The organism is Mesorhizobium qingshengii, from assembly GCF_900103325.1.
Lineage (GTDB): Bacteria > Pseudomonadota > Alphaproteobacteria > Rhizobiales > Rhizobiaceae > Mesorhizobium > Mesorhizobium qingshengii.
In genome coordinates, this window is the sequence record NZ_FMXM01000005.1 from 251,639 (window position 1) to 276,872 (window position 25,234).

General features: G+C 62.6%; 25 protein-coding genes and 1 pseudogene. 11 read left to right on the forward strand and 15 right to left on the reverse strand.

All coding sequences use genetic code 11. From position 1 onward, the window contains the following. The first annotated feature begins 38 nt into the window (after window positions 1-38). The gene (locus BLS48_RS10265) at window positions 39-935 is read left to right on the forward strand and encodes a crotonase/enoyl-CoA hydratase family protein (protein WP_091577293.1); all 897 of its coding nucleotides are present in this window, start codon (window positions 39-41) and stop codon (window positions 933-935) included. Here BLS48_RS10265 and BLS48_RS10270 read toward each other — a convergent pair. The 6 genes from BLS48_RS10270 to BLS48_RS10295 all read right to left on the reverse strand — a co-directional run bounded on the left by BLS48_RS10270 (window position 881) and on the right by BLS48_RS10295 (window position 6,031). Next, complete coding sequence (locus BLS48_RS10270; RefSeq protein ID WP_167365023.1) at window positions 881-1,204, reverse strand: cupredoxin domain-containing protein; 324 nt, start codon at window positions 1,202-1,204, stop codon at window positions 881-883. The two genes, BLS48_RS10265 and BLS48_RS10270, sit on opposite strands and share 55 nt — an antisense overlap. Further along, window positions 1,201-1,725 carry a DUF4142 domain-containing protein gene (locus BLS48_RS10275; protein WP_091577297.1) on the reverse strand — a complete coding sequence of 175 codons (525 nt, stop codon included), beginning with the start codon at window positions 1,723-1,725 and terminating at the stop codon, window positions 1,201-1,203. The genes BLS48_RS10270 and BLS48_RS10275 overlap by 4 nt, the downstream gene beginning before the upstream one ends. A 117-nt stretch (window positions 1,726-1,842) precedes the next feature. Further along, window positions 1,843-2,514: an RNA polymerase sigma factor gene (locus BLS48_RS10280; RefSeq protein ID WP_091577298.1), complete on the reverse strand. Its 672-nt coding sequence runs from the start codon at window positions 2,512-2,514 to the stop codon at window positions 1,843-1,845. 103 nt (window positions 2,515-2,617) lie between these two features. Then, window positions 2,618-3,706, reverse strand: a complete 1,089-nt coding sequence (locus tag BLS48_RS10285; protein ID WP_091577589.1) for an HPP family protein — start codon at window positions 3,704-3,706, stop codon at window positions 2,618-2,620. Between the two features lie 254 nt (window positions 3,707-3,960). After that, window positions 3,961-5,145, reverse strand: a complete 1,185-nt coding sequence (locus BLS48_RS10290) for a cystathionine beta-lyase (protein WP_091577299.1) — start codon at window positions 5,143-5,145, stop codon at window positions 3,961-3,963. A 133-nt stretch (window positions 5,146-5,278) separates the two neighbouring features. Next, window positions 5,279-6,031 carry a sulfite exporter TauE/SafE family protein gene (locus tag BLS48_RS10295; RefSeq protein ID WP_091577301.1) on the reverse strand — a complete coding sequence of 251 codons (753 nt, stop codon included), beginning with the start codon at window positions 6,029-6,031 and terminating at the stop codon, window positions 5,279-5,281. Between the two features lie 388 nt (window positions 6,032-6,419). Between BLS48_RS10295 and BLS48_RS10300 the strand changes: the two genes are divergently transcribed. The 7 genes from BLS48_RS10300 (at window position 6,420) to BLS48_RS10330 (ending at window position 13,425) form a co-directional block, all read left to right on the forward strand. Further along, entirely contained in the window at window positions 6,420-7,055 is a 636-nt protein-coding gene (locus BLS48_RS10300) for a DUF1326 domain-containing protein (RefSeq protein WP_091577302.1), read from the forward strand. A gap of 10 nt (window positions 7,056-7,065) precedes the next feature. Then, the gene (locus BLS48_RS10305; RefSeq protein ID WP_091577304.1) at window positions 7,066-7,938 is read left to right on the forward strand and encodes a DUF2182 domain-containing protein; all 873 of its coding nucleotides are present in this window, start codon (window positions 7,066-7,068) and stop codon (window positions 7,936-7,938) included. A 435-nt stretch (window positions 7,939-8,373) separates the two neighbouring features. Beyond that, window positions 8,374-9,402, forward strand: coding sequence for an amino acid ABC transporter substrate-binding protein (locus BLS48_RS10310; RefSeq protein WP_091577305.1), 1,029 nt, complete (start codon window positions 8,374-8,376; stop codon window positions 9,400-9,402). Window positions 9,403-9,465: 63 nt separating this feature from the next. Then, entirely contained in the window at window positions 9,466-10,653 is a 1,188-nt protein-coding gene (locus tag BLS48_RS10315; RefSeq protein ID WP_091577307.1) for an amino acid ABC transporter permease, read from the forward strand. Window positions 10,654-10,657: 4 nt separating this feature from the next. Then, entirely contained in the window at window positions 10,658-11,815 is a 1,158-nt protein-coding gene (locus BLS48_RS10320) for an amino acid ABC transporter permease (RefSeq protein WP_091577308.1), read from the forward strand. Between the two features lie 78 nt (window positions 11,816-11,893). Then, window positions 11,894-12,643 carry an amino acid ABC transporter ATP-binding protein gene (locus BLS48_RS10325; protein ID WP_031252160.1) on the forward strand — a complete coding sequence of 250 codons (750 nt, stop codon included), beginning with the start codon at window positions 11,894-11,896 and terminating at the stop codon, window positions 12,641-12,643. 116 nt (window positions 12,644-12,759) lie between these two features. Next, window positions 12,760-13,425, forward strand: a complete 666-nt coding sequence (locus BLS48_RS10330) for a TIGR02117 family protein (protein ID WP_091577310.1) — start codon at window positions 12,760-12,762, stop codon at window positions 13,423-13,425. Here the strand turns inward: BLS48_RS10330 and BLS48_RS10335 are convergent. Both BLS48_RS10335 and BLS48_RS10340 read right to left on the reverse strand, forming a co-directional pair. Then, window positions 13,397-14,647 carry an FAD-dependent monooxygenase gene (locus BLS48_RS10335; RefSeq protein WP_091577311.1) on the reverse strand — a complete coding sequence of 417 codons (1,251 nt, stop codon included), beginning with the start codon at window positions 14,645-14,647 and terminating at the stop codon, window positions 13,397-13,399. The two genes, BLS48_RS10330 and BLS48_RS10335, sit on opposite strands and share 29 nt — an antisense overlap. A gap of 20 nt (window positions 14,648-14,667) precedes the next feature. Next, window positions 14,668-14,913, reverse strand: coding sequence for a zinc-finger domain-containing protein (locus tag BLS48_RS10340; protein WP_091577590.1), 246 nt, complete (start codon window positions 14,911-14,913; stop codon window positions 14,668-14,670). A 144-nt stretch (window positions 14,914-15,057) separates the two neighbouring features. On the opposite strand from BLS48_RS10340, the gene BLS48_RS10345 reads away from it, so the two are divergent. After that, window positions 15,058-17,259, forward strand: coding sequence for an RNA degradosome polyphosphate kinase (locus tag BLS48_RS10345; RefSeq protein WP_091577313.1), 2,202 nt, complete (start codon window positions 15,058-15,060; stop codon window positions 17,257-17,259). After that, the gene (gene ppx, locus BLS48_RS10350) at window positions 17,259-18,794 is read left to right on the forward strand and encodes an exopolyphosphatase (RefSeq protein ID WP_091577314.1); all 1,536 of its coding nucleotides are present in this window, start codon (window positions 17,259-17,261) and stop codon (window positions 18,792-18,794) included. Before BLS48_RS10345 ends, ppx begins: the two co-directional genes overlap by 1 nt. Before the next feature lie 3 nt (window positions 18,795-18,797). Here the strand turns inward: ppx and BLS48_RS10355 are convergent, their stop codons facing one another. The 4 genes from BLS48_RS10355 to BLS48_RS10370 form a co-directional block, all read right to left on the reverse strand. After that, window positions 18,798-19,202: a DoxX family protein gene (locus tag BLS48_RS10355; protein ID WP_091577592.1), complete on the reverse strand. Its 405-nt coding sequence runs from the start codon at window positions 19,200-19,202 to the stop codon at window positions 18,798-18,800. A 190-nt stretch (window positions 19,203-19,392) separates the two neighbouring features. Next, complete coding sequence (locus tag BLS48_RS10360; protein WP_091577316.1) at window positions 19,393-19,815, reverse strand: DoxX family protein; 423 nt, start codon at window positions 19,813-19,815, stop codon at window positions 19,393-19,395. A 180-nt stretch (window positions 19,816-19,995) separates the two neighbouring features. Then, window positions 19,996-21,393: a class II fumarate hydratase gene (gene fumC, locus BLS48_RS10365; protein WP_091577594.1), complete on the reverse strand. Its 1,398-nt coding sequence runs from the start codon at window positions 21,391-21,393 to the stop codon at window positions 19,996-19,998. Window positions 21,394-21,560: 167 nt separating this feature from the next. Then, complete coding sequence (locus BLS48_RS10370; protein ID WP_342028506.1) at window positions 21,561-22,034, reverse strand: cupin domain-containing protein; 474 nt, start codon at window positions 22,032-22,034, stop codon at window positions 21,561-21,563. A gap of 5 nt (window positions 22,035-22,039) precedes the next feature. Between BLS48_RS10370 and BLS48_RS10375 the strand changes: the two genes are divergently transcribed. Next, window positions 22,040-23,122 (forward strand): LysR family transcriptional regulator, encoded by a 1,083-nt coding sequence (locus BLS48_RS10375; RefSeq protein WP_244529550.1) that lies wholly within the window; start codon window positions 22,040-22,042, stop codon window positions 23,120-23,122. Between the two features lie 84 nt (window positions 23,123-23,206). Here the strand turns inward: BLS48_RS10375 and BLS48_RS10380 are convergent, their stop codons facing one another. From BLS48_RS10380 to BLS48_RS10385, 3 genes and pseudogenes are all read right to left on the reverse strand, one after another. Next, window positions 23,207-23,938: a glycosyltransferase family 10 domain-containing protein gene (locus tag BLS48_RS10380; protein ID WP_244529557.1), complete on the reverse strand. Its 732-nt coding sequence runs from the start codon at window positions 23,936-23,938 to the stop codon at window positions 23,207-23,209. Next, a pseudogene (locus BLS48_RS36155) lies at window positions 23,939-24,187 on the reverse strand (glycosyltransferase family 10 domain-containing protein); the annotation flags it as partial. A 117-nt stretch (window positions 24,188-24,304) separates the two neighbouring features. Next, on the reverse strand, window positions 24,305-25,078 hold the full coding sequence (locus tag BLS48_RS10385) for an SDR family NAD(P)-dependent oxidoreductase (protein WP_091577323.1): 774 nt from the start codon (window positions 25,076-25,078) through the stop codon (window positions 24,305-24,307). Window positions 25,079-25,234 lie beyond the last annotated feature (156 nt).

Consider the following 25,234-nt stretch of genomic DNA (forward strand, 5'->3'; position numbering starts at 1 on the left):
AGCCCATTAGCCCTGAGAATGATGGAGAAGGAAGCCAGATGACCGATCTTGTCCAGAACGAAACCAGGGATGGGATTGCCATCCTTACCCTCAACCGGCCGGAGAGACTCAACGCGCTGAACTATGCCCTGATCGAACGCCTGCTTGCGCTCCTCGACGACATTGAAGTCGATGACGGCGTTCGGGCGGTCATTCTTACCGGAGCAGGGGAGCGGGCTTTTTCGGCGGGCGGCGACATCCACGAATTCTCTGCCAGTGTGGCGCTTGGCGTCGATGTCGCGATGCGTGACTTCGTCATGCGCGGGCAGCGGCTGACGGCAAGGCTGGAAGCATTCCGCAAGCCCGTCATCGCCGCGGTCAATGGCTTGGCTTTCGGCGGTGGCTGCGAGATCACCGAGGCCGTGCCTCTCGCCATTGCCAGCGAACGCGCTTTGTTCGCCAAGCCGGAAATCAACCTGGCGATGCCGCCGACCTTTGGCGGAACGCAGCGTCTGCCCAGGCTCGCCGGACGCAAGCGCGCGCTCGAGCTGCTTTTGACCGGCGACTGGTTTCCGCCCCAGCGCGCCCTTGAACTTGGCCTCGTCAACCAAGTGGTGCCGCATGACGATCTGATGCCAGCCGCAATCGGCCTGGCCAGGCGTATCCTGCGGCACTCCGATCTGGCGGTGGCGAGCATCCTCACCGCGGTGGCGCGCGGCCTCAACCTCAGCATCGCCGAAGGCCTGCTGGTCGAGGCCGAGCAGTTTGCCCGCATGGCCCCGACCGTCGATCTGCGCGAAGGGCTCGATGCCTGGATCGGGCGGCGCGAGCCCCGCTATGACGGCTCATGGACGCATATCGCCCGGCCCGACGAGGCCAGGCGAGCCTCGTTGGCGCTGGATCAGGGCGCTACCACCAAACGGCCTTTCATGTTGGGGTGGAAGCGGCAGAAATAATCGACCGGTCCCGCGGCCTTCAATGTCAGGCTCGCGGACTTTTTCGGCGGGATCATCACCTCCCAGCCACCCTTGATCGTGGCCGTGTGGGCGAACACGTCCTTGTTCACCCACACGATCGTATCGCCGACCTTCGCCTCGACGGTCGCTGGCGAAAAGACAAGCTTGTCGATGGTGACCTCTATGGTTTCGGCCGCTGCCGGCGTCGCCGCGATGACCAGCGCCAGGGAGGCGATCCACAGTCGCCGATCCAAGGCGTACGGCCTCATTTCAGCATGCCGGCGACGTGTTCGGCATGCTGCTCATGGCCCTGGAATATCTTCAGGCCGGTCTCCAGCAAGCTCTTCAGTTCAGCATTGCTGGCCGACGGGATCAGCAGCGTTTCGAGCGCGCCGTTGACCTGCTTGTGATAGGCAACCTCGTTGTCGACATAAGCCTTGTCGAAGGCCGCGCCCTTGAGCGTGGCCAGTTTGGCCCGCTCCTCCGCCGCGGCCTTGGTCAGCGCCTTGCTGGTGGCGTTGTCTTCCGGCGTCACCTTGAGTTTCTTGACCAGGTCGAGCGCCTGCGCATTTACCGCCTCGTGGTCGCGCACCATGTCCTTGGCGAAGTCGAGAACCTCCTTGTTCTTCGACTTCTTGAGCGCTTGCTTGGCTGCCTCGACATCGAGGACGCCGGCTGTATAGGCGATGTGCGCGATCTGCGGGTCGGTCGGTTTGTCGGCCGCCTGGGCCAGCGGCGCCGCTCCGAACAGAAGCAGGGCGGCCAGGGCGGCGGTGTGACGAACAAGCATGGGATTCTCCTTCTCCCGGACGCGGGAAGCGCGCCGGGCAGTGGTTTTCGGTTGACGGTCATTGGATGCGGTGCGGCGGCAAACGTTCCCGCCAAAATCAACTGAATCCGACGGGGATCAGCTTTCCAGCCCGAGCCGCCGCATGACGGCACTGGTCAGCCTTTCGCAGCGCCGGCCGGCAAACGGGAAGGCATCGAGCAGCACCGGCCCGATCTGGTCGTCCAGCGCCTTGCGCACCAGGGCACGGGCGCGGTGCAGCCTTGTCTTGACGGTTTCAGGCCGCACGCCGAGAAGATCGGCGGTTTCCTCGATGCTTAGCCCCTCGATCACCCGCGCCACGAACACCGTCCGGTAGACATCGGGAAGGCTGTCGGTCGCCTGTTCGACCAGCTTGAGAATTTGCCGTTGCGCCATTGTCCGCTCCGGATCGTCGCTGGGGTTGAGAGGGAACTGGATGATCTCGGCTTGCGGTTCCGGCATCGCCACCGTTCGCCGCCTTTTGCGCAGGCGGCCGAGCGCTTCGTTGATGACGATGCGTGATAGCCATGTGGCGAGCGACGAGTCACCGCGAAAGGTCCCCAGGCTGGCGAACGCCCTGACATAGGCCTCCTGGACGATGTCCTCGGCCTCGCTGTCATTGCGCACCACGCCGCGCGCGATACGGTAGAGCCGCTGATTGTGCGCTTTCATGATGGCGCGGAAGGCGCCATTCTCGCGTGCCAGCGCTCGACGCACGAGATGCATGTCGCCTGAAGCAGCGGAAGGCGCGGCGGTCGATACAGCAGGCATGGCCAGTTTCCTCAACCCAATCTCCGGACCGGAACCCCGATTGAAGGATTGGATGGCATGGCCGGCAAAAGGTTCCCGACTATTTTACCGGGTCCGGCAGCGGTTACTGTACCGCTTCCGCCGACAGCTTGTCAGCAGCCCGCAGCCGTGCCGTTGCCGCCAGCAGATCGGTCTGGGTGATCAGCCCGAGGATCCGCTTGTCGTCGTCGACCACGATGACCGCGTGGCTGCGGCCGTCGGTGAGCACTGGCAGCAGTCCCATTGCGGCGGAACTGGCCGTGGCGGTCGCCGCCGGCGAAATGACGGAACCGACCATCTCGGTGGCCAGCGCCAGTTCCCGCAATCCCACGGTTCCTGCCAGCCTTGCCTCTGAGTTGACGACCGGCAAGATGCGGATGTTATGGTCGAGCAGCAATTTGCGCGCCCTGTCGGCGGGGGTGTGTTCATCCACCGAGATGACATCGCGCGACATGATGTCCTCGCACAGCAACGTTGAATGCTCGCGCACCAGCGCTTGCAATTCGACTTGCCGCAACAGCCGGTCGAGATCGTTGCGGTCGATGTCGAACGTCTCTTCGAGCGCGCCGAGCGCGGCGTCGATGTCTTCGGAGCGGAAGCCGATGCGCGACTGGGCAGGCGGATCGATGGTGCCGTGGCTGTTCGCCGGCACCGGTGCGGGCACGTGCGGGTAATTGCGCGAGGCCAGCTTGTGGAAACCGTAGCCCAGCGCCACCAGCAGGATCGAATTCAGCGCCACCGGCACGAATGGAAACAGGAAGCCGGCGCTGATGACGGCAGGTCCTCCCAATACCGCGGTCAGCGCTGCGGCCCCGCCCGGCGGATGCAGGCAGCGTGTGAAAGACATGGCGGCAATGGCAAGTGCCACCGCGATGCCGGTGGCAAGGGCGGTTTCATGGATGAAATGTGCCACGATCACGCCGACCAGTGCCGATATCGTGTTGCCGCCAACGATCGACCATGGCTGCGCCAACGGGCTTGCCGGCACCGCGAACAGGAGCACGGCCGATGCTCCCATCGGCGCCACCAGCAGCGGCACGTGCGGGCCATTGCCCAGCACCAGACCTCCGATCGCGCCAGTCAGGGCAATGCCGATCGTCGCGCCGATGCAGGCGATGATCCGCTCGCGCAGCGTCGCGCCGGCAAGAATGGGAACAAAAAGGCGGAAAGCCATGACGTAGGAAACTCTGCCGGTATTGCAGGGGAGGTCGAAACCGTGATGATCGCACCGCAATGACGCGGCATCGTTGAATTTGGAAGCCAAACTGATCCGCGAAGCCGCGGTTTGAAGGAATAGAATTCCCCGATGTCACTACGGTATCCGTCGGCCCGACGAGCTGGCTTGCTCAGGGCAAGGCGAGCGTTTCATCAGTCTTTCGACGCACTTGCGCCGGTCCGCTGACTCAATTTGGCAGGCGCCCTGATCGTTCAGGCAGCCGCCGAGGCGGTCAGCCCGCGCAGGATGTCGGTCTTCAGATCCTCGACATCCTCGAGACCGATCTGCAGGCGGATCAGCGGGCCGTCATAGGGACCCTTGGCGACGACACGGTCGCCGAGCCAGACCGGCACCGCAAGGCTTTCGTAGCCGCCCCAGGAATAGCCGAGGCCGAAGATCTGTAACGCATCGAGGAAGGCGTGCTGCTGTTTCTGGCCGCCGCCGGCAAGCACGATGGAAAAGATGCCGCTCGAGCCGGAGAAGTCGCGCTTCCACAAGCCATGGTCCGGATGGCTGGGAAGGGCAGGGTGGAGCACGCGCGCCACGCCCTTCTGGCCCTCGAGCCATGAGGCTATGGTGAGGGCGCTGCGCTGATGGTGTTCCAGGCGCACACCCATGGTGCGCAGGCCGCGCAGCACCTGGTAAACGTCGTCGGGCCCAGCGCAGCAGCCAAGCGTGCAAAAGCTCTCGTAGAGCTGCTTCCAGTGGTTCTCATTGGCAGAGACCGTGCCAAGCAGCACGTCGGAATGGCCGGCCGGGTATTTCGTCGCCGCATGGATTGAGATGTCGACGCCGTGGTCGAGCGGGCGGAAATAGAGTGGCGTTGCCCAGGTGTTGTCCATCATGACGATGGCGCCCGCAGCGTGCGCCGCCTTGGCGATGGCCGGGATGTCCTGCACCTCGAACGTGTTGGAGGCCGGCGACTCCGTGAACACCACCTTGGTGTTGGGCCTGATCAACGCCGCGATGCCGGCACCGACTTCGGGAGCGTAGTATTCGACCTCGACACCCAGCCGCTTCAGCATCGTGTCGGCGAAGTTGCGGGTCGGGTGGTAGACGGAATCGACGATCAGCAGGTGGTCGCCCGCCGACACGAAGGCGAGCAGCGGCACGGTCACCGCCGCAAGGCCCGACGGCACCACGATCGTGCCGGCAGAGCCTTCCAGCGCGTCGATCGCCTGGGCAAGGGCGTCGGTCGTCGGCGTGCCGCGCGTCCCGTAAGTGTATTTCTGGCTGCGTGCCGCCATGGACGCCGCGTCACGAAAAAGCACGGTCGAGGCATGCACCACCGGCGGATTGACGAAGCCGAAATAGTCATGCGGGTTGTTGCCCGAATGGGCAAGCCGCGTGTTGATGCCCAGCTTGTCGCTAACCTGCTCGTTGCCGTCTTTCGCCATTCTTCGTCGCCTTGTTTTACAAGGCGCTAGCCATAGTGCGGCGTCATGGATGGCGCAACAGCCACCGTCCGCCAGCGGACGGACTTCGAATATGCCAATTCTCCGGTGTGAATCTCGCAGCCAGGGTCGGATCCTAAATCTGACCGACCGCATGCGGCAGTGCCGAGGCGAGCAGCCCAAACCCAGAAGCCGTCAGCAGCGAGAGGACGATCTTGCGAAATGTCGATTCGCTGATGCCGATATAGAGCCTTGCTCCGAGCAGTGTCGGACCGAGCATTGCCAGCACCACGACGGCCAATGTCGGCAGCATTTCGATGCGGATCTTGCCCGTGGCGATGTAGGCCGCCATCGTTGCCGAAAGGGCGGCTAGGTTGAAATTCTGGATGATGGCGCGCTGCGTGTCTTTTTCCCATTGGCGCAATGTGCACCACAGCGTCGGAACTGGCCCGGTGAAGCCGCCAATACCGCCCATGACACCTCCGATGAAACCAATCAGGCCATCCGCGAATGAACCGCCGGCAGTGATGCGCGGAAGGTGGCGCGCAAACAGCATTAAGGGACACCACACGGCCAGCAGGGCCCCGAGAACCAGCTTGAACAAATGCACGTTCAGCGACGGCAGGATCATGACACCGATCGGAATGCCCAGCAGGCCGCCGATCAGAAACGGCAGCAGAAGCTGGAAATTGAAGCCCCGACGCACGGAAACCGCGGCGATGATCTGGCCGGTGAGCGCTCCGAAGACGGTCATCGCCGCGGCAAGTTGCGGCTCCAAGGTCCATGCCCAAAATGACATGGCGACCAATCCGAAAGCGAAACCGGACAGTCCCTGGACGAAACCGGCGACGACGGCCCCCAGGACGACAATCCATATATGCGGGTCCATCGACGATCTTTCCTTGCCGCATTGTGCGTCGATGGCTCGATTTGGCCGTCGCCTCGAATGAGCGCTAGCCATAGTGTGGCGGCGTTGGACGCACAATCAGCGGGCCCCGCCAGGCTGTTTGGATAGGCCAATTCGTGGTGGCCAAAGGCGGGAGCGCGGGCCCGGTTCTGTGTCCGGCGCGGATCGGCAGTTCGTTGTATGCGGCTGCGATGGCCTCAGCCGATCGGCCTATTGTGGGTGGCTGCGAAAGGAATATAACTAGGTACTAATATTAATCGCCGGATTGCCTCGATCAGACGCTGCCGGATGGTTGTTGCCGGTTGACCTCATGGTCCCCACGATCCGGATATCGCTCACGCAGTGTGAGCGCGGCAAGGGGAGGAATGCCATGCCCGACGTCAAATGGACAATGAAGGCGCGCGAATTCATCAACTGCAATTGCGCCTATGGCTGCCCGTGTCAGTTCAACGCCATGCCGACACACGGATCCTGCCAGGCGGTTGCTGGCATGGAAATCGAGAGCGGCCATCACGGCAGCACCAAGCTCGATGGATTGCGGTTCGTCGGGATTTTCCGCTGGCCCGGCGCGATACACCAGGGCAGGGGCGAAGCCGCGGTGGTTATCGACGAGAAGGCGACCGAAGCCCAGCGTGAAGCGCTGCTTCGCATATTGGGTGGTCAGGACACCGAACCAGGCGCAACGATATTTCAGGTCTTCTCGACCACGCTGGAGAAATTCCACGATCCGATCTTTGCCGCGATCGATTTCAAGGTCGACGTCGACGCACGAACCGGCCGGCTGTACGTCAAGGGCGTAACCGACGGCCACGGCGAGCCAATCAAAAATCCGGTCACCGGCGCCGAGCATCATGCGCGTATCGACCTGCCGCACGGCTTCGAATACGCGATCGCCGAGGTCGGGCGTGGCTGGACGAAGGCTACCGGCCCGATCAAGTTCGAACTGGCCGATACGCATAGCCATTTCGCCAATCTGCATCTCACGCAGAGCGGCGTCGTGCATTGAACTGACCCAAATGGGCGACACGGCCCTCGAGGCGGTGCTGCGTCGCGACCGCGCGGTCGTGACGGTCGCGCTTGTCGTGATTGCCGTGCTTGCCTGGGCCTACGTGCTGTGGCTCGGCGCCGGCATGGTCATGCCCGGTTCTTCCGCATCGGGCGGCGCAGGCGACGTGGCCGCAACGGACATGTCGAACATGGACATGTCGAGCATGGACATGGGCGGCATGGACATGGGCGCCACGGTGGCCCCCGGTTTCCGGGCTTGGGCAACAGCCGATTTCGCTTTCATCTTCACAATGTGGGCGGTGATGATGGTCGGCATGATGACGCCGTCGGTCGCGCCGATGTTGCTGCTCTATGCCGGCGTCGGTCGCAAGGCGCAAGCGGACGGCCGCCCGATCGCTTCGACGGGGTGGTTTTTTACCGGCTATCTCGCCGTCTGGGTCGTCTTCAGCATCGTGGCGACCGGAGCGCAATGGCTGCTCGCCCGTCTCGCCTTGCTTGATCCCTCGATGGCGACCGACAGCGCGATTGTCGGCGGCCTCGTTCTGATCGCCGCTGGCTTCTATCAATGGACGCCGATGAAGGGGGTCTGCCTGCGTCAATGTCAGGCGCCGATCGCGTTCCTGGCCAGTCATGGCGGGTTCCGTTCCGCTCCGCTCGGCGCGCTTCGGCTGGGCATCGATCACGGCGCCTATTGCCTCGGCTGCTGCTGGGCGCTGATGGCTCTGCTGTTCGTCGGCGGCGTCATGAACGTTCTGTGGATCGCTGGCATCGCCATCCTTGTTCTCCTAGAGAAGACGGTCCCGACCGGACAGTTGATCCCGCGCATTTCCGGCGCGCTGATGGCGGCGACCGGCGCCTGGCTCATCCTTGGAGCACTTTGAGCACGCACGGCGGCCTCGCGTTTCCGGGCGTTATTGACCTGAAACCGCCCGGCAAATCGGCAGATGACAGTCTTTGGACGTGCCAACTCACTCCGCGCCGAGGTCAATAACGCCAAGGTATAACAAGGATGGATTCGCTACCCCGGCCTGCATTTGCGTTGAACGGGTTTTGCCTCCTTTGTTTGCGCTACTGACCAAATCGCGGGCTCGTTTGTCTGCAATTCAGGCATTTGCGGCAACCGGTTTTCAAACTCTTTCGGATTCGGTCATTTCCCTTGACCTCACAGGAATAATCGCCTTCGATGCAGTTCGTGAATGGGAGGCAGCGCGTCGATAACGATGCAGGGGTTCTCGGAATAAACCGGAAGGGGGCTGCGTTCACGCAGGAACAAAGATCAGGGTTTGCCTGAAAACAGAGAAAAGGGTCTGTGGGTTATGAAAAATATTGCAATTGGCATTCTTGGAGCTGGCGCGCTTGGATTGATGGCTTCGGCCGCTTCGGCAACCACGCTCGATACCGTCAAGGCGAAAGGCTTCATCCAGTGCGGTGTCTCGACCGGCCTGGCCGGCTTCTCGGCGCCGGATGACAAGGGTGACTGGCAAGGCATCGATGCGGATTTCTGCCGCGCTGTCGCGGCCGCCGTTTTTGGTGACGGCACCAAGGTCAAGTTCACGCCGCTCAGCGCCAAGGAGCGGTTCACCGCGCTGCAGTCCGGCGAGGTCGACATCCTGTCGCGCAACACCACCTGGACGATCAATCGTGATACGGCGCTTGGCCTGAATTTCGTCGGCACCACCTACTATGACGGCCAGGGCTTCATGATCAACGCCAAGAAGCTGCCGGGCGTCAATTCCGCGCTGCAGTTGTCCGGAGCCGCCGTCTGCGTGCAGAGCGGCACCACCACCGAGCTCAACCTCGCCGACTACTTCAAGGCGAACAAGATGGAGTACAACCCGGTCGTCTTCGAGAAGCTCGAAGAGGTCAACGCCGCCTACGACGCCGGCCGCTGCGACGTCTACACCACCGATCAGTCGGGCCTCTACGGCATCCGCCTGACGCTGGGTGCGCCCGCCGACCATGTCGTGCTGCCCGAGATCATCTCCAAGGAACCGCTTGGACCGGCGGTGCGCCAGGGCGATGACCAGTGGTACCACATCGTCAAGTGGACCTATTTCGCGCTGCTCGACGCCGAGGAACTTGGCATCACCAAGGCCAACGTCGATGAAATGAAGAACTCCACCAGCCCGGAGATCAAACGCGTGCTTGGCCAGGAAGCCGACACCAAGATCGGCACCGATCTCGGCGTCTCCAACGACTGGGTCGTCAACATCGTCAAGGCCGTCGGCAACTATGGCGAAGTATTCGACCGCAATGTCGGCTCCGGCAGCCCGCTGAAGATCGCGCGTGGCATCAACGCGCTGTGGACCAAGGGCGGCCTGCAATACGCTCCGCCGATCCGCTGATCGAAATGTGATCCGGGAGGCAGATTGTCTGCCTCCCGGCTTCTCTTTCCAGGGGACGGTCGAATGGCATCGCAGGAAGTTCTTCGCGAGGAGCCCAGTCGCGGTTCCTTTATCAACGATCCCAGGGTCCGCGGGATATTCTACCAGGCGGTGGTGGTCATCGTGTTGGTGGTTTCGGTCTGGTGGATCGTCCAGAATGTGATCGACAATCTCCAGCGCCTGCACATCGCTTCCGGCTTTGGTTTCCTCAACGGACGTGCCGGGTTCGACATCTCGGACACGCCGATCGCCTACACGTCGGACTCGACCTATGGTCGCGCCATCATTGTCGGTCTGATCAACACCATCATCGTCGCGGTGGCCGGCATCATCACTGCCACCCTCATCGGCTTCATCGTCGGCATCGGCCGATTGTCGAAGAACTGGCTGATCAGCAAGATCTGCACGGTCTATGTCGAGATCTTCCGCAACATCCCGCCGCTGCTGGTGATCTTCTTCTGGTATTCGGGCGTGCTGGCGGTACTGCCGGCGCCGCGCGACTCCTACAATCTGCCCTTCGGCTCCTATCTCAACCAGCGCGGCTTCTATTTTCCGCGCCCCGTCTGGGGTGAGGGCTCCTGGCTGATCCTGGTTGCGTTCGTCGTGGGCATCGCCATGGCGTGGTTCGTCGCCCGCAAGGCGCGCCAGCGGCAGATGGCGACTGGCCAGCAGTTTCCGGTGTTCTGGACGTCGGTGGCGCTGATCGTCGGCCTGCCGCTGCTTGCCTACGCGCTGAGCGGCTTTCCGCTGAGCTTCGATTTTCCGAAACAATCGACCTTCAACCTGACCGGCGGCTTCCAGGTCAAACCCGAGTTCCTGTCTCTCTATCTGGCGCTGTCCTGCTATACTGCGGCCTTCATTGCCGAGATCGTGCGCGCTGGCATCCGGGGCGTCAGCAAGGGCCAGACCGAGGCGGCCGCGGCGCTGGGATTACGGTCGGGATCGATCCTGCGGCTGGTTGTCGTTCCGCAAGCCATGCGCATAGTCATTCCGCCGCTGACCAGCCAGTATCTCAACCTGACCAAGAACTCTTCGCTGGCCATCGCCATTGGCTACCCCGACCTGACGGCGACCGCCGGCACCGTGCTCAACCAGACCGGACAGGCGGTCGAGGGGGTGCTGATCATGATGGTCGCCTATCTCATACTCAGCCTGGTGACCTCGGCCGTCATGAATGTCGTCAATGCCAGAATGGCTCTGGTGGAGAGGTAGGACCATGCAGGAACACGACATGTCCTGGGTGCGCACCGAGATGGCGTTGGCCGAGCCGGCGCCGGCGAGCGTACGCGGCTTGGGGGCCTGGGTGCGCCAGAACCTGATAGGTTCGGTCGGCGATGCCATCCTGACCGTCATCGGCATCGCACTGGTCATCATGATCCTGCCGCAAGTCATCAATTGGGCTTTCATCAATGCCCAGTGGACCGGTCCGGACCGCACCGTCTGCGCTACCGTTGCGCAAGGCGGCATTCAGCCAGACGGTTGGTCCGGCGCTTGCTGGGCCTTCGTCAATGCCAAATTCGGTCAGTTCATGTTCGGCACCTATCCGGTCGAGGAACGCTGGCGGCCGATCCTGGTCGCCATCCTGTTCGTGGCGCTGCTGGTACCCATGCTAGTCCCGCGCGTGCCGCGCAAGGGACTGAACGCCATCCTTCTCTTCCTGGTGCTGCCGATCGTTTCCTTTGTCCTGCTGATCGGCGGTATGTTCGGCCTGCCGCATGTCGAAACCTCGCGGTGGGGCGGGCTATTGGTGACGCTTTCGCTGTCTTTCGTCGGCATCGCCGTGTCGCTGCCGCTCGGCACTGTGCTGGCGCTCGGGCGGCGCTCGAAGATGCCGATCGTCAAGATGCTGTGCATCATCTTCATCGAAGCGGTCCGCGGCATACCGCTGATCACCGTTTTGTTCTTCGTCAGCGTCATGCTGCCGCTGTTCCTGCCGGCCGGTGTCAGCTTCGACAAGTACCTCAGGGCGCTGATCGGCGTGTCGCTGTTTGCCGCCGCCTATATGGCCGAAGTGGTGCGCGGTGGCCTGCAGGCGATCCCCAAGGGTCAGTATGAAGGCGCCGACTCGCTCGGCCTCGGCTACTGGCAGAAGATGGGGCTGATCGTGCTGCCGCAGGCGCTGAAGCTGGTCATCCCGGGCATCGTCAACACCTTCATCGGCATGTTCAAGGATACCAGCCTTGTCATCATCATCTCGATGTTCGACCTGCTTGGCGTCGTCAAGCAGAACTTCTCCGACGCCAACTGGGCGACGCCGCAGACGGCCAGGTCCGGCCTTATCTTCGCGGCTTTCGTCTTCTGGCTGTTCTGCTTTGGGATGTCGCGTTATTCAATGTATACCGAACGCCGACTCGACACCGGCCACAAACGCTAAACAAAAGAACAAGGGGACCCTGTCATGGCCACCGAAAATGCCGTCAGCGCGGAAGAGATCAAGGTCAACGCCGCCAAGATGCACATCTCCGACACCGATGTCGCCATCGACATCATCGCCATGCATAAATGGTACGGCGAGTTCCACGTGCTGAAGGACATCAATTTGAAAGTGATGCGCGGTGAGCGCATCGTCATCTGCGGCCCGTCGGGCTCGGGCAAATCGACGATGATCCGCTGCATCAACCGTCTGGAAGAGCACCAGAAGGGCAAGATCATCGTCGACGGCAAGGAACTGACCAACGATCTCAAGAAGATCGACGAGGTGCGCCGCGAGGTCGGCATGGTGTTCCAGCACTTCAACCTGTTCCCGCACCTGACCATCCTCGAGAATTGCACGCTGGCGCCGATCTGGGTACGCAAGACGCCGAAGAAGCAGGCCGAGGAAATCGCCATGCACTTCCTCAAGCGCGTCAAAATCCCGGAACAGGCCAACAAATATCCCGGCCAGTTGTCCGGCGGCCAGCAGCAGCGCGTGGCGATCGCCCGTTCGCTGTGCATGAACCCGCGCATCATGCTGTTCGATGAGCCGACCTCGGCGCTCGACCCAGAAATGATCAAGGAAGTGCTGGAGACCATGGTTGGTCTTGCCGAAGAAGGCATGACCATGCTGTGCGTTACCCACGAAATGGGCTTTGCACGCAAGGTCGCCAACCGCGTGATCTTCATGGACCAGGGCCAGATCGTCGAGCAGAACACGCCGGCCGAGTTCTTCGACCATCCGCGTCACGAGCGCACGAAGCTGTTCCTGTCGCAGATCCTGCACTAGGCCTTCGATGGCTGCAAAAGAGCCCGGCTGAAACAGTGCCGGGCTCTTTTGCGTATGGACGGGCAGGAGGCGGGCGGTTCTTGTCGCGCCGGGACGCGTTTGCAGGGCCGCCATTCATGAAAAAGCTCGGACGTTTTCTAGGCCTTCTGTCGATCGTGGCGGTGCTGGCTGCGACGCTGGGCACCTTGGTGCCACGCCCGCTCTGGCCGGCGGCTGCTTCGAGTGAGGGTAAGCGCCACATCCTGGTTCTGAAGAACCCGATCCACACCGACATCGCCATTCCGGTCGACGATGCCGTGCGCCAGCGCTTCCATTTCCTGGTCGATGCCGGCGTCCCCGTCGACATCCCCGAGGTGCGCTACATCGTCTTCGGCTGGGGCGGCCGTGCCTTCTATCTGGAAACGCCGACATGGTCGCAGCTCAAGGTCGTCCCGGTGATGAAGGCGCTGACCCTCGACACATCGGTCATGCATGTCGATGTCGCCGGCGACGTAAGCGAGACGAATGCCGACGTTGCCGGCTTCGATATCGGCGAGGCGCGTTTTGTGGCACTGCTCGATTTTATCGATGCGAGTTTTCAGCGCGGACCGAAGGGCCCGATCATTGTTCCGGATGCCGCCTATTCCAGGTTCGACCGCTTCTATGAGGCGAACGGCCGTTTCAACGCGCTGGTTGGCTGCAACACCTGGACGGCGGCGGCCTTGCGCACCGCCGGCCTGCGCACCGGCTGGTGGAACCCGCTGCCGGCTTCGCTCAGCCTGTCGATGCGGCTGTATAATTAGTTTGCTGCCAGCCATAGAGCCAGTCGAGATCCATCGCGAGCTTTTCCGGCGAGCGGATCTTGAGGAACAGGTTGCGGGCGATTGCCACCGGTCCCGCAGCATGCCAGGCGAGGTGGTTGAGGGCGCCGCGCCGGGCGACTTTGGCGACGCGCGGCCGCCGCAGATTTTCCCAGACGAGGAGGCCTCGCGCCGGATCGGCGGGAAAGGCGGCAAAGGAGCCGGCAAGCGTCGCCGCATCCTCGATCGCCATCGCCGCGCCTTGCGCCGCGAAGGGTGTCATCGCATGCGCCGCATCGCCGATCAGCGCGATGCCGTTTGGCGTTGTCCAGGGCTGCTTCTGCTCGACCGTATGGAGCGGCCAGGTCAGCCACGGGCCGGCCATTTCCACTAGCTTTACGAGACCTGGCGCGGTGCCGCGCATTGCGGCGGCGAGGATGCCGGGATCGGCATGGCCGGACCAGCCCTCGGCGATACGCTCGCCCCTGGTGAAGGCGACGAGGTTGAAGGCGTCGCCCTTGCTGACGGGATAGGCGACCATATGGAAGCCAGGATGCAGAAAGGTCGTCACACAATCGACAGCCCCGATCGCGGCAAAGGCTTGCCCGGCGGCGCTGTCGACCGCGACGGTGGTGCGCCAGGCCAGCTCACCGGAAAAACGGCTTCTTGGCGATGCCGCTCCCCTGGTCGAATCGACACGCGCGCGCACCGACGACCAGACGCCATCGGCGCCGACCAGCAGGGAGCCTTCCACTTCGATAGTCTTGCCGTCGATCTCGACACTCACCGTGACGCCATGGGTCCCGATGGCAATGCTGGCGACGCGCGCGCCAGTGGTGAGATGGATATTCGGCAGCTCGGCAACGCGCGCCATCAGCACCGCCTGCAGGTCGGCGCGGTGAGCCACGAGGTAGGGCGCCCGCCAGCGCGCTTCAGCGGTCTGTCCAAGTGGCACGCGCGCCAGTTCACGCAACGTCGCTGCGTCCTTCAGCACCACCGCTTCCGGCCGCACCGCTGTTGGCAGCAGCCGGTCGAGCACGCCGAGCTGGCGAAGGATGTGTGTTGCATTGGGAGAAAGCTGGAGGCCGGCGCCTACCGCGTCCATGCGCTGCGCCTGTTCGAACACTTGCACGGGGTAGCCGTGTTCGGCGAAGGCCAGCGCCGCGGTCAACCCGGCGATGCCCGCCCCGGCGATGATGACTTGCCGGGAGCGCATGTCGTCCATTTGCAGCCGGTCGCTGGAGATCAGGCGGCCTGGTCGATGTAGATGCAGCCAGCCGGCTGCGTTTCCGTCGCCTTCAGCTTTGGCGAATAGCGGTAGAGCGTCGAGCAATAGGGGCAGACTTTTTCATTGTCGTCGCCCATGTCGAGAAACACATGCGGGTGGTCGAAAGGCGGGTTGGCGCCCGTGCACATGAATTCCTTGACGCCGATGTCGATCGCCGGGTGGCCCGCATCGTTCTGAAAATGGGGAATGGAACCGCCTGCCATCGTCATCTCCTTAACGCAGTCTGATCTGCATCTGGATCATATCAGGTCTCTTTGCAAGATCGATGAAATGAAACTGTCGCAAAAGCCTGTCAGAGGATAAGTTAAGCCGGTTAACCGGCTTAAGGCGCGGGAAGAGCAGGAACCATGAACGAACTGAAGCCGGTGCAGAGCGAATTCATCAATGTCGAGGCAGCGAGCCCGGAGGGCGGCAATCCCGACCGTTTCGTCAATCGCGAGTTTTCCTGGTTGCAGTTCAACCGGCGCGTTCTCGAGGAATCGCTGAACACCCATCATCCGCTGCTGGAGCGCGTCCGCTTCCTGTCGATCTCGGCCGCCAATCTCGACGAGTTTTTCATGGTGCGCGTCGCCGGTCTCGCCGGCCAGGTGCGCGAGGGCATCGTGCTGAAGAGCCCCGACGGACGCACCCCCGAGCAGCAGCTCGAACAGCTGCTGCGTGAGGTCGAGCGGCTGCAGGAAGATCAGCAGAAGAGCCTTTCGGCCCTTACCGTGCTGCTCAACAAGGAAGGCATTGAAAGCATCACCCGCGATGCGCTGACCAAGGACGAAAAGATCTGGCTGGAAGACCATTTCCAGGAACAGGTGTTTCCGGTGCTCACCCCGCTGTCGATCGACCCGGCGCATCCGTTCCCGTTCATCCCCAATCTCGGCTTCTCGATGGCGCTGCAGCTGCGCCATCGCAAGAACGGCGAGGAGATGAGCGCACTTCTGCGCCTGCCGGTGGCGCTGAAGCGTTTCATCCGTTTGCCGGACCGCAAGCGCCATGTCCGCTTCATTCCGCTGGAAGAGGCGGTCGGCCTTTACATCGGCAAGCTGTTCCCTGGCTATGAGGTCAAGGGCTCCGGTACGTTCCGCATCATCCGAGACAGCGATATCGAGGTTGAGGAGGAGTCCGAGGATCTGGTGCGCCTGTTCGAGACGGCGCTGAAGCGCCGCCGCCGTGGTTCGGTGATCCGCATTGAATTCGACAGGCTGATGCCGTCGGAACTACGCGACTTCGTCGCCGGTGAGCTGGGCGTCTCGTCGAGCCGCATCAGCGTCCTGACCGGCCCGCTGGCGCTCAGCCAGATATCCGAGATCGTCGCTGTCCCCCGCGATGACCTGAAATTCACGCCCTACAATCCGCGCTTTCCCGAACGCATCCGCGAGCATGGCGGCGATTGCTTCGCAGCCATCCGCGAGAAGGACATCATCGTCCACCACCCCTATGAATCCTTCGATGTGGTGGTGCAGTTCCTGCGCCAGGCGATGGCCGATCCCGAAGTGGTGGCGATCAAGCAGACGCTTTACCGCACCTCCAACGACAGCCCGATCGTGCGTGCGCTGGTCGACGCGGCCGAGGCCGGCAAGTCGGTGACGGCGCTGGTCGAGCTCAAGGCACGTTTCGACGAGGAAGCCAACATCCGCTGGGCGCGCGACCTGGAGCGGGCCGGCGTGCAGGTCGTGTTCGGTTTCCTCGAACTGAAGACACATGCGAAAATGTCGCTGGTGGTGCGGCGCGAGGACGGCAAGCTGCGCAACTACGTGCATCTCGGCACCGGCAATTACCATCCGGTGACCGCGCGCATCTACACCGACCTGTCCTTCTTCACCACCGATCCGACGATTGCCCGCGATGTCGCCCAGCTCTTCAATTTCATCACCGGCTATGCCGAGCCGACGGATGAAATGCGGTTGGCGATCTCGCCGTTCACGCTGAGAAGCCGCATTCTCAAGCACATTTCCGATGAGGTCGCCCACGCGCTGGAGGGAAGGCCGGCGCGCATCTGGATGAAGATGAATGCCCTCGTCGACCCGATCATCATCGATGCGCTCTATGATGCCAGCCGCGCCGGCGTCGAGATCGACCTTGTCGTGCGCGGCATCTGCTGCCTGCGGCCTCAGGTGCCGGGCCTGTCGGAAAACATCAGGGTGAAGTCGATCGTCGGTCGTTTCCTCGAACACAGCCGCATCTATTGCTTCGGCAATGGCCATGGCCTGCCCTCGGACGAGGCGATCGTCTACATCTCTTCGGCCGACCTCATGCCGCGCAACCTCGACCGCCGTGTCGAGACCATGGTGCCGATCACCAATCCAACTGTGCATGAACAGGTCCTTGGCCAGATCATGCTGGGCAACATCATGGACAATCAGCAAAGTTTCGACGTATTGGCTGATGGAACCTCCCGGCGCGTGGTGCTGGAGGAGGGTGAGGAACCGTTCAACGCGCAGGAATATTTCATGACCAATCCTAGCCTGTCCGGACGGGGTGATGCGCTGAAGTCGCATGCGCCCAAGCGCATTGCGCAGTTCAAGCGTCGCAAGAAGAACGCCGCAGCGTCCAGTTGATGCTGTCTGATTCCCAGGGCCGGCTGCAGGACCGCCGACCGCTGTCCATCATCGACATCGGGTCGAATTCGATCCGTCTCGTCGTCTATGAGGGGCTGGCGCGCTCGCCGACCATGCTGTTCAACGAAAAGATGCTGGCTGGTCTTGGCCGCGGCATCGTTTCGACCGGCAAACTCGACCCCGAGGCGGTGACACGCTCGATGGAAGAGTTCCGCCGCTTTCGCGCGCTCTCCGAGCAGGCGGGCGCCGAGCATATGTATGTGCTGGCGACCGCCGCCGCCCGCGAAGCGGTCAACGGTCCCGATTTTATCCACCGCGCCGAGGAGGTGCTGAAGACCGAGATCCGGGTCATCAGCGGGCGTCAGGAAGCTTACTATTCAGCCCTCGGCGTCATTTCAGGCTTCCATCCTGCCAATGGCATCGCCGGCGATCTGGGCGGCGGCAGTCTCGAACTGGTCGACGTCAACGGTGAAGCGATCGGCGACGGCATAACGCTGCCGCTGGGTGGCCTGCGCCTGCAGGACATGGCGAAGAACTCGCTGGCCCAGGCAGCGAAGATCGCGCGCGACGAACTGGCGCGGGCCAAGCTGTTGAAAGGCGGGCAGGGCCGGCCCTTCTACGCCGTCGGCGGCACCTGGCGAAATCTCGCCCGGCTGCACATGGAAATGACCAACTATCCGCTCGGCGTCATGCACCATTACGAGATCAGCGCCGACAGTGCCACGAACTTCCTGAAACAGGTGGCCAAAGCCGAAATCGAGAAGGTCAAGGGCATCGAGGGCGTCTCCAAGAACCGCCGTTCACTGCTGCCGTATGGCGCCATCGTGCTGCAGGAGATCATGACGGCGATGCAGCCGTCGAAGATCATCGTTTCGGCACTCGGTGTGCGCGAAGGCTTTCTCTATTCGCTGCTCGACGAGGCCGAGCAGAAGGCCGATCCGTTGATCTCGGCCGCCGAGGAACTTGCCGTGCTGCGCTCGCGCTCGGTCCACCATGCGCACGAGCTGGTCGAATGGACCGGCAAGGCCTTTGCCGCCTTCGGCATCGACGAGACGGAGGATGAGGCGCGCTACCGCCACGCAGCCGCATTGCTGGCCGACATCGGCTGGCGCGCGCATCCCGAATATCGTGGCAAGCAATCGCTCAACATCATTGCGCATGCGTCCTTCTTCGGTGTCGACCATCCTGGCCGCGCCTTCCTGGCGCTGGCCAATGCCTATCGTCACGACGGCATCTTCAACGAATCCATCGCCCCCGAAATCAAGGCGCTGGCGACGCCGCGCTATCTGGAGCGGGCTCGCGTGCTGGCGGCGATGATGCGCGTCGTCTATCTGCTGACGGCGTCGATGCCCGGCATCATGCCCAGGCTGAAATGGGAGCAGCGCGCCAACGGCGTGCTGGCGCTGGTGTTGCCGGCGTCGCTGGCCGATCTCTATGGCGAGCGGCCGGCCGGCCGGCTGGCGCAGCTGGCGCGGATCACCAGCCGCAGGCTGGTGCTGGCCGTCGAGGGTGGGCCGAGCGTTTCGGTGAAATAAGCCTTACGCCGAAGCGCGGCCATCGGCCGACCAGGCGCCGGCGCCGGCCATTGCCAGCGCCAGGAAACCGCCTGATATGGCGATGTCCTTCATCAGCATCTGCGAGTGCAGGAAGGCGAGCATCGCATCACCGCCACCCTGGCCGTAATGGCCGATGAAGCCGGCGACGATGCAGAAGGCGGCGAGCAGAAGCGCCGCGATCCGGGTCTGGAAACCGACCAGGATGAGCAGCCCGGCGATCAGCTCGAAAAAGCCCGTGCCCCAGGCGGCGAGCGTCGGCAGCGGCAGGCCGAGGCTGGCGAAATAGCCCGTCGTGCCGGCAATGTCGGACAGCGCCTGGAAGCCGGAAGGCACGAAAAGGGCGGCGAGCAGCAGGCGGGAAAGCAGAAGCAGGGCGTTGCGGGGCACGGTTATCACCTCCGATGTCGATCAGGCAGGGCCGATCGGCCGACTGCTCGCCTCGACGGCTTGATTCTACCAGCAATGCGGTCGCAAATCCCGCCCGGCGGATCGAGACGTGTGGGCCTGTGCATCGACAACGAAAAAGCGGCGCGGAAAATTCCGCGCCGCCTTTGTTTCAGGTGTCTGAAGGTGTTGTTCAGCCGCGCTTGGCGTCGACCGAATAGGCGCCGGCGCCGAGCACTGCCAGGAGCAGGAAACCGCCGGTAAGGCCGAGGTTCTTCTGCAGCATCAGCATCTGCATCTGGTCGGCGAAGTTGAGGTGCGCGACCGCCGTGGCGGCCAGCGTGAAGATGGCGAGTACGATCGCCACGATGCGGGTCTGGAAGCCGACAAGGATGGCGAGGCCACCGAAGAATTCAAGCAGGCCGGAGCCAACGGCAGCCGCCGTCGGCAGCGGCAGCCCGATGCTACCGAACCACTGGGCGGTGGCCGAGATCGCGGTCAGCTTGGCGAAGCCCGACAGGATGAAAAGGATCGACAAAAGGATGCGACCGACGAGGATCGCGGTGGAGGCATTGGAAGCGGTGCCGGAACCGGCAACGGAAGTGTTGGTGGACATGGTGACTCTCTCCGGGAAGGATTGCGATACCTCCCCACATAGAGCAGGCAGACTGTTCACCAAAGCTGCCAAGCTGGCGACACATTGTTCACAGCGCTTACATTTCGGTGATCTAGCGACCTGCGCAAAATTCGCGTCGGGTCAGGTCGCGCTGGGAGTAAATCTTCCCGTCGCGAAATGTTATCCCGGGTGCGTCATGTCCTCCGGCCGCACCAGCCGATCGTAGTCGGCTTCGCTGACCAGCCCGGTGGCCAGCGCTTCCTCGCGCAGCGTCGTGCCGTTCTTGTGCGCGGTCTTGGCGATCTTGGCGGCGTTGTCGTAGCCGATTGTCGGGGCGAGAGCCGTCACCAGCATCAGCGAGCGGTCGAGTGCCGCCTTGATGTTGTCCTCGCGCGCCTCGATGCCGACGACGCAGTTGTCGGTGAAGGAGACCGAAGCGTCGGCGAGCAACTGCACAGACTGCAGGAAATTGTAGGCCATCAGCGGGTTGTAGACGTTGAGCTCGAAATGGCCCTGGCTGCCGGCGAAGGTGAGTGCTGCATTGTTGCCGAACACCTGCACGCAGACCTGCGTCATCGCCTCGCACTGGGTCGGATTGACCTTGCCCGGCATGATCGAGGAGCCCGGCTCGTTTTCCGGCAGCGACAGTTCGCCGAGGCCCGAACGCGGACCGGAGCCGAGGAACCGGATGTCGTTGGCGATCTTGAAGAGCGCCGCCGCGGCCGCGTTGATGGCGCCGTGCGAGAACACCATCGAATCGTGGGCGGCGAGCGCCTCGAACTTGTTCGGCGCCGTGACGAAGGCGATGCCGGTAATGGCGGCGATACGGTCCGCCACCCTTTCGGCGAAGCCGACGGGCGCATTGAGGCCGGTGCCGACGGCGGTGCCGCCCTGCGCCAGTTCCTGCAGGCCGGGCAGCGTCATCTCGATGCGCTTGATCGATGAGGCGACCTGCGCCGCATAGCCCGAGAATTCCTGGCCCAGCGTCAGCGGCGTGGCGTCCTGCGTGTGCGTGCGGCCGATCTTGATGATGTGGGCGAAGGCCCTGGCCTTGGCGTCCAGCGCCTTGTGCAGATGCTTCAGCGCCGGCAAGAGGTCGTGCACGATGCGCTCGGCACAGGCGATATGCATGGCCGTCGGATAAGTATCGTTCGACGACTGGCTCATATTGACGTGGTCGTTGGGGTGCACCGGCTTCTTCGAGCCCATGACGCCGCTCAGCATCTCGATCGCCCGGTTGGAGATCACCTCATTGGCGTTCATGTTGGACTGCGTGCCCGAGCCGGTCTGCCAGACCACCAGCGGGAAATGCTCGTTGAGCTTGCCGTCGATCACCTCTTGCGCCGCCTCGACGATCGCCTTGCCGATCGCGGGATCGAGCCGCTTCAACTCCATATTGGCTTCGGCCGCCGCCCGCTTGACGATGCCAAGCGCGCGCACGATCGATGCCGGCTGCTTTTCCCAGCCAATCTTGAAGTTGCCGAGGGAACGCTGCGCCTGCGCGCCCCAATAACGGTCGGCAGCGACCTCGATGGGACCGAACGTATCGGTTTCGGTTCTGGTCTTTGGCGTGCTCACGGCTTTCTCCTTGTCGAAGTCGGCAACGGCGTATCGCGTTGCACAAACGGCTTCAAGCGGAGATTTCGGGCGCAAATGATGCAAATCGGTTGAACGCCTCCACCTTCTCCCGCAAGGGAGAAGGGAAGGCGCGTCGACTTGCCGAAGTGAATGCCCTGAACGGCCAGTCAGGCAAGCGGTGGGCCAACAATGTCGATACCATTTCTTGCGCAGAGCTGCACCAATGCCGCGATGATTTCCGGCGTCGGTTCCATTTGCGGCGGTAGCTCCGGCTGCTCGGCGGGGCGGCCCGCCTGGCGCAGGAGCGTTTCGAAATCCGCACCGCGCGTGACGGTCAGGGTACTCGCGCCTTCGCGCGACTCGACCCTGTAGGTGTGCGGCAGGCCTTTCGGCGCAATGACGGTTTCGCCGGCGTCCGCAATGCGTTCGTGGCCGTCGATCTGAAAGCGCAATCTCCCCTCCAGGACGTGAAACACTTCGTCTTCGCGGCGATGCACATGCAGCGGCGGAGAGTCGCCATACGGCATGCGATGTTCGACGACGCAGATGCCATCCTCTCCCGCGGCCGATGAGATGTGGATCGCTACGAGCGTGTTGTTGAACCAGAAGAGTTCCTTGCCTGTGATCGTGCCAGGGGTCATTGTCATTGGTCTATGCTCCTATTTCCTATTGTTGCCTGTGCCGGCTGTGCGGCGCCGGTGACGACCTAACCAAGGACATGCCGGGACGGAAATCGAATGATCGTATGGGGCGAATTGATGCGATGAATTTGAACGCGCTCGACCTCAATCTCGTCAGGGTGTTCGACGCCCTTTTACGGGAAAGAAGCGTTACGCGTGCCGGCGAGCAGATCGGCCTCAGCCAGCCTGCCGTCAGCGCAGCGCTCAACCGCTTGCGGCATGCTCTCAACGACCAGCTGTTCGTGCGGCACGGCAACGAAATGATGCCGACGCCGCGCGCCGAGAGCCTGGCGGAGCCGTTGCGCATGGCGCTGCGGGAAATCGAACGTGTCTTCCAGTCCACGAAAAACTTCGATCCGGCGGAACTCGAGCGAACCTTCACGCTGATGGGTGCGGATTTCTTTTCCATGCTGCTGATGCCAACGCTGGCGGCGCGCATCGCGGGTATCGCGCCGCGTGTATCGTTGCGGTTTCTCGATAGCGCGCGCGGCGACGTTTCGCGGCTGCTCCAGGAGGATGAAATCGACGCAGCACTGGAGCGTCCGCTGGAGGTCTCCGACTGGGTTTCCAGCACGCCTCTGTTCGATTCACCATTCGTCATCATCGCCGCGAGCGACAATGCTGCGATCAGACAGGCGGGTATCGCGAACGGCGCACCTCTGCCGATCGAGCTTTTCTGCGAGCTGCCCCACGTTCTTCGTTCTATCGACGGCTCGATGTCGGGTTCCACCGACGAGGCGCTCGCCAAGCTCGGACGAACGCGCCGTGTAAGCCTGGCGCTGCCGCACTTTCAGGCTGTCGCGTTGGCAGTGGCAGACGGAAACTACCTTGCAGCGGTTCCCAGGCAGTTCGCCGTTTGGGCCGCGAGGACCCTTCCGCTCGTCATCTTTGAACCGCCGCTTCCCATTGCCGTTCCTGAAATCAGGATGTACTGGCACGCGCGCCACGACGACGAGCCACCTCATCGCTGGGTTCGCAACCAGATCCTGGAGGCGGTCGGTGCTCTTGGATTTGTGGAAAGCGCCACGACTGAAATTCCCGGCGCCTAGCGGCCTGCCGCATGGGAGATTGCGGGCGGCAGGAATGCAAACGGCTGAAGGAGCATTCCTCCTTCGCCCCTCATGCTTCGATTGTCAGCTCGAGATCTTTTTCTTCCAGCGGCGCAACCGCGTGCGCAGGAAGGAGACGCGGCCAAATGGAAGCATTGGCCGTCCGGATGGCGGATGCGGCCGCTCTTCCAGGCGTTGACGCACTAGGTTCGTCAATCGGCAGAAGGTAGGGGTTTCCAGTCCCGGCAGACGTTTGAGGATGCTGTCGGGCAGCGGCTTCGAGCGCCAGGCGAAATAGGCCTCGTAGTCCTCAGGCGTTTCGATCAGGTGTTGGAGATAGGCCGCCAGGTGCTTGGCATTGGGGAAAGCGCTGGCGTCGATATAAGAATTTGCAGGGACAAATTCATCCACATTCGGCGCTCCCAAGTAGATCGGTATCGTGCCGGCGTCGAATGCGTCGTAGATCTTCTCCGTGACGTAGTCGGGCTCGATCGAGTTCTCCAGCGCCAGGCAGAACCTGTGCCGCGCAATGGTTTCGATCTTGGTTTTCCGGCCAAGATCCGGGCCACTGATCGCTCGATTGTGAAAGTGCCGGCCGTAGGAATCGATCTTGATATGGCGTGAAAGCTCTGCCGTGAAATCGACGCGGCCGCTACGGTTGACGGGCGCGGACTGGAAGAGCGCGACGGGCGCTTCTTCCGTCTTCGCGGCGATCGGTCTGGCAACCATTTCCTGCCATCCGCGAGCCCGGGGAAGATAGGGCATCCATACATCGGAACATGTCTCATGCGTCATTGTGATGTCGAAATGCCTCATGACATCCGGATTGGTGACGCGTCTGTAGTTCTGACGGCTCTCCATGGACCAGGCCACCCAATATTGGCCGGGGTATTTGTAGGCGTCGCCGAATTCGCGAAAGTCCGGAATATGGAAGACGACCGCCGCCGCCTCGGAAAGCCGGCGCTTGTCCAGCGTCCACCGCCCTTCACAATGGATGGACGCGATGTCGACAGGCTTGCCGAAGAACGTTGTGTAGAAAAGGATCAGCGGATCGTTTGACGACATGGCACCATGAGTGTCTGAACTGCGCCTTGGATCTATAGCGGTGACAGACGCGGGATGGGAAGTCTGGTCAAGCGCCTTGGTCTGTCCGATGCGGATGCAAGGGGCTGATCCGCAAAGTCATCCGGCGGTATAGCCGCCATCGACGGCGAAGATGCCGCCGCTGGTCCACGCGGCCTCATCGCTGGCCAGATAAACCGCCATGCCGGCAAGGTCATCGGGACGGCCGATGCGGCCCAGCGGATAGCTGCGCTCGACACAGGCCTTCAACGCCGCCCTTGCCTCGGCAGGCAGATTGTCGACTGTCCTGCGCCGCATGGCGGTATCGCCTGTGCCAGGCGCTATGGCGTTGACGCGGATGCCACCTGGGCCGAGCTCGAAGGCCAGCGATTTGGTCAGTGAGTTCAACGCGCCTTTCGACAGCGAATAGAGGCTCGACGGCCGCTTTGGGATCATCTTGTTGGCGAAATAGGAGGAAATGTTGATCACCGATGCGCCGGTTGCGAGATGTGGCAGCAGGCCCTGCGTGAGGAAGAACACCGCCGTCACGTTGAGAGCAAAGGATTGCTGGAACTGAACCTCGCTGACATCCGCGAACGGCACCAGGAAAGCCACGCCCGCATTGTTGACAAGGATGTCGAGAGGTCGGCCGGATCTTTTCACCAGATCGACGACGGCCCCGATGCCGATGCCGGTGGCAAGATCGGCCGACAGCGTCTCGACAGTGCCATCCGTGCGGGCGCCCGTCAGACTATCATGGGCCGCTTCCAGCTTCCCGGCGTCGCGGCCGACGATCGTGATGTCGGCGCCTTCACGCAAGAAAGCTTCGGCGATTGGAAGGCCGATGCCGTCCGACCCGCCGGTAATCAGCGCGCGTTTGTTGTTGAGTCTCATTGGACGCTCCGGGACCGCTTTGGCCACCTCGAGAGCACCGCGGATTCACGGCCGTGGTCAAGCCATCGACCTATCCCACGGTATGAACTTCGGTCCTTGCCAATCGTATGGTGTGTTGAATTGCCAGATGACGCAGCTTGCATCTGGGGCGCGAAC

What these genes read in the sequence shown, in the direction of transcription:
- BLS48_RS10280 (WP_091577298.1), bottom strand. Translation starts at nt 2,514, where the DNA reads ATGCCTGCTGTATCGACCGCCGCGCCTTCCGCTGCTTCAGGCGACATG.
- BLS48_RS10285 (WP_091577589.1), bottom strand. Translation starts at nt 3,706, where the DNA reads ATGGCTTTCCGCCTTTTTGTTCCCATTCTTGCCGGCGCGACGCTGCGC.
- BLS48_RS10325 (WP_031252160.1), top strand. Translation starts at nt 11,894, where the DNA reads ATGCACATCTCCGACACCGATGTCGCCATCGACATCATCGCCATGCAT.
- BLS48_RS10360 (WP_091577316.1), bottom strand. Translation starts at nt 19,815, where the DNA reads ATGTCCACCAACACTTCCGTTGCCGGTTCCGGCACCGCTTCCAATGCC.
- BLS48_RS10295 (WP_091577301.1), bottom strand. Translation starts at nt 6,031, where the DNA reads ATGGACCCGCATATATGGATTGTCGTCCTGGGGGCCGTCGTCGCCGGT.
- BLS48_RS10275 (WP_091577297.1), bottom strand. Translation starts at nt 1,725, where the DNA reads ATGCTTGTTCGTCACACCGCCGCCCTGGCCGCCCTGCTTCTGTTCGGA.
- BLS48_RS10290 (WP_091577299.1), bottom strand. Translation starts at nt 5,145, where the DNA reads ATGGCGAAAGACGGCAACGAGCAGGTTAGCGACAAGCTGGGCATCAAC.
- BLS48_RS10320 (WP_091577308.1), top strand. Translation starts at nt 10,658, where the DNA reads ATGCAGGAACACGACATGTCCTGGGTGCGCACCGAGATGGCGTTGGCC.
- BLS48_RS10340 (WP_091577590.1), bottom strand. Translation starts at nt 14,913, where the DNA reads ATGGCAGGCGGTTCCATTCCCCATTTTCAGAACGATGCGGGCCACCCG.
- BLS48_RS10345 (WP_091577313.1), top strand. Translation starts at nt 15,058, where the DNA reads ATGAACGAACTGAAGCCGGTGCAGAGCGAATTCATCAATGTCGAGGCA.
- BLS48_RS10380 (WP_244529557.1), bottom strand. Translation starts at nt 23,938, where the DNA reads ATGAGGCATTTCGACATCACAATGACGCATGAGACATGTTCCGATGTA.
- BLS48_RS10270 (WP_167365023.1), bottom strand. Translation starts at nt 1,204, where the DNA reads ATGAGGCCGTACGCCTTGGATCGGCGACTGTGGATCGCCTCCCTGGCG.
- BLS48_RS10305 (WP_091577304.1), top strand. Translation starts at nt 7,066, where the DNA reads ATGGGCGACACGGCCCTCGAGGCGGTGCTGCGTCGCGACCGCGCGGTC.
- BLS48_RS10315 (WP_091577307.1), top strand. Translation starts at nt 9,466, where the DNA reads ATGGCATCGCAGGAAGTTCTTCGCGAGGAGCCCAGTCGCGGTTCCTTT.
- BLS48_RS10300 (WP_091577302.1), top strand. Translation starts at nt 6,420, where the DNA reads ATGCCCGACGTCAAATGGACAATGAAGGCGCGCGAATTCATCAACTGC.
- BLS48_RS10335 (WP_091577311.1), bottom strand. Translation starts at nt 14,647, where the DNA reads ATGGACGACATGCGCTCCCGGCAAGTCATCATCGCCGGGGCGGGCATC.
- ppx (WP_091577314.1), top strand. Translation starts at nt 17,259, where the DNA reads ATGCTGTCTGATTCCCAGGGCCGGCTGCAGGACCGCCGACCGCTGTCC.
- BLS48_RS10310 (WP_091577305.1), top strand. Translation starts at nt 8,374, where the DNA reads ATGAAAAATATTGCAATTGGCATTCTTGGAGCTGGCGCGCTTGGATTG.
- BLS48_RS10330 (WP_091577310.1), top strand. Translation starts at nt 12,760, where the DNA reads ATGAAAAAGCTCGGACGTTTTCTAGGCCTTCTGTCGATCGTGGCGGTG.
- BLS48_RS10370 (WP_342028506.1), bottom strand. Translation starts at nt 22,034, where the DNA reads ATGACCCCTGGCACGATCACAGGCAAGGAACTCTTCTGGTTCAACAAC.
- BLS48_RS10265 (WP_091577293.1), top strand. Translation starts at nt 39, where the DNA reads ATGACCGATCTTGTCCAGAACGAAACCAGGGATGGGATTGCCATCCTT.
- BLS48_RS10385 (WP_091577323.1), bottom strand. Translation starts at nt 25,078, where the DNA reads ATGAGACTCAACAACAAACGCGCGCTGATTACCGGCGGGTCGGACGGC.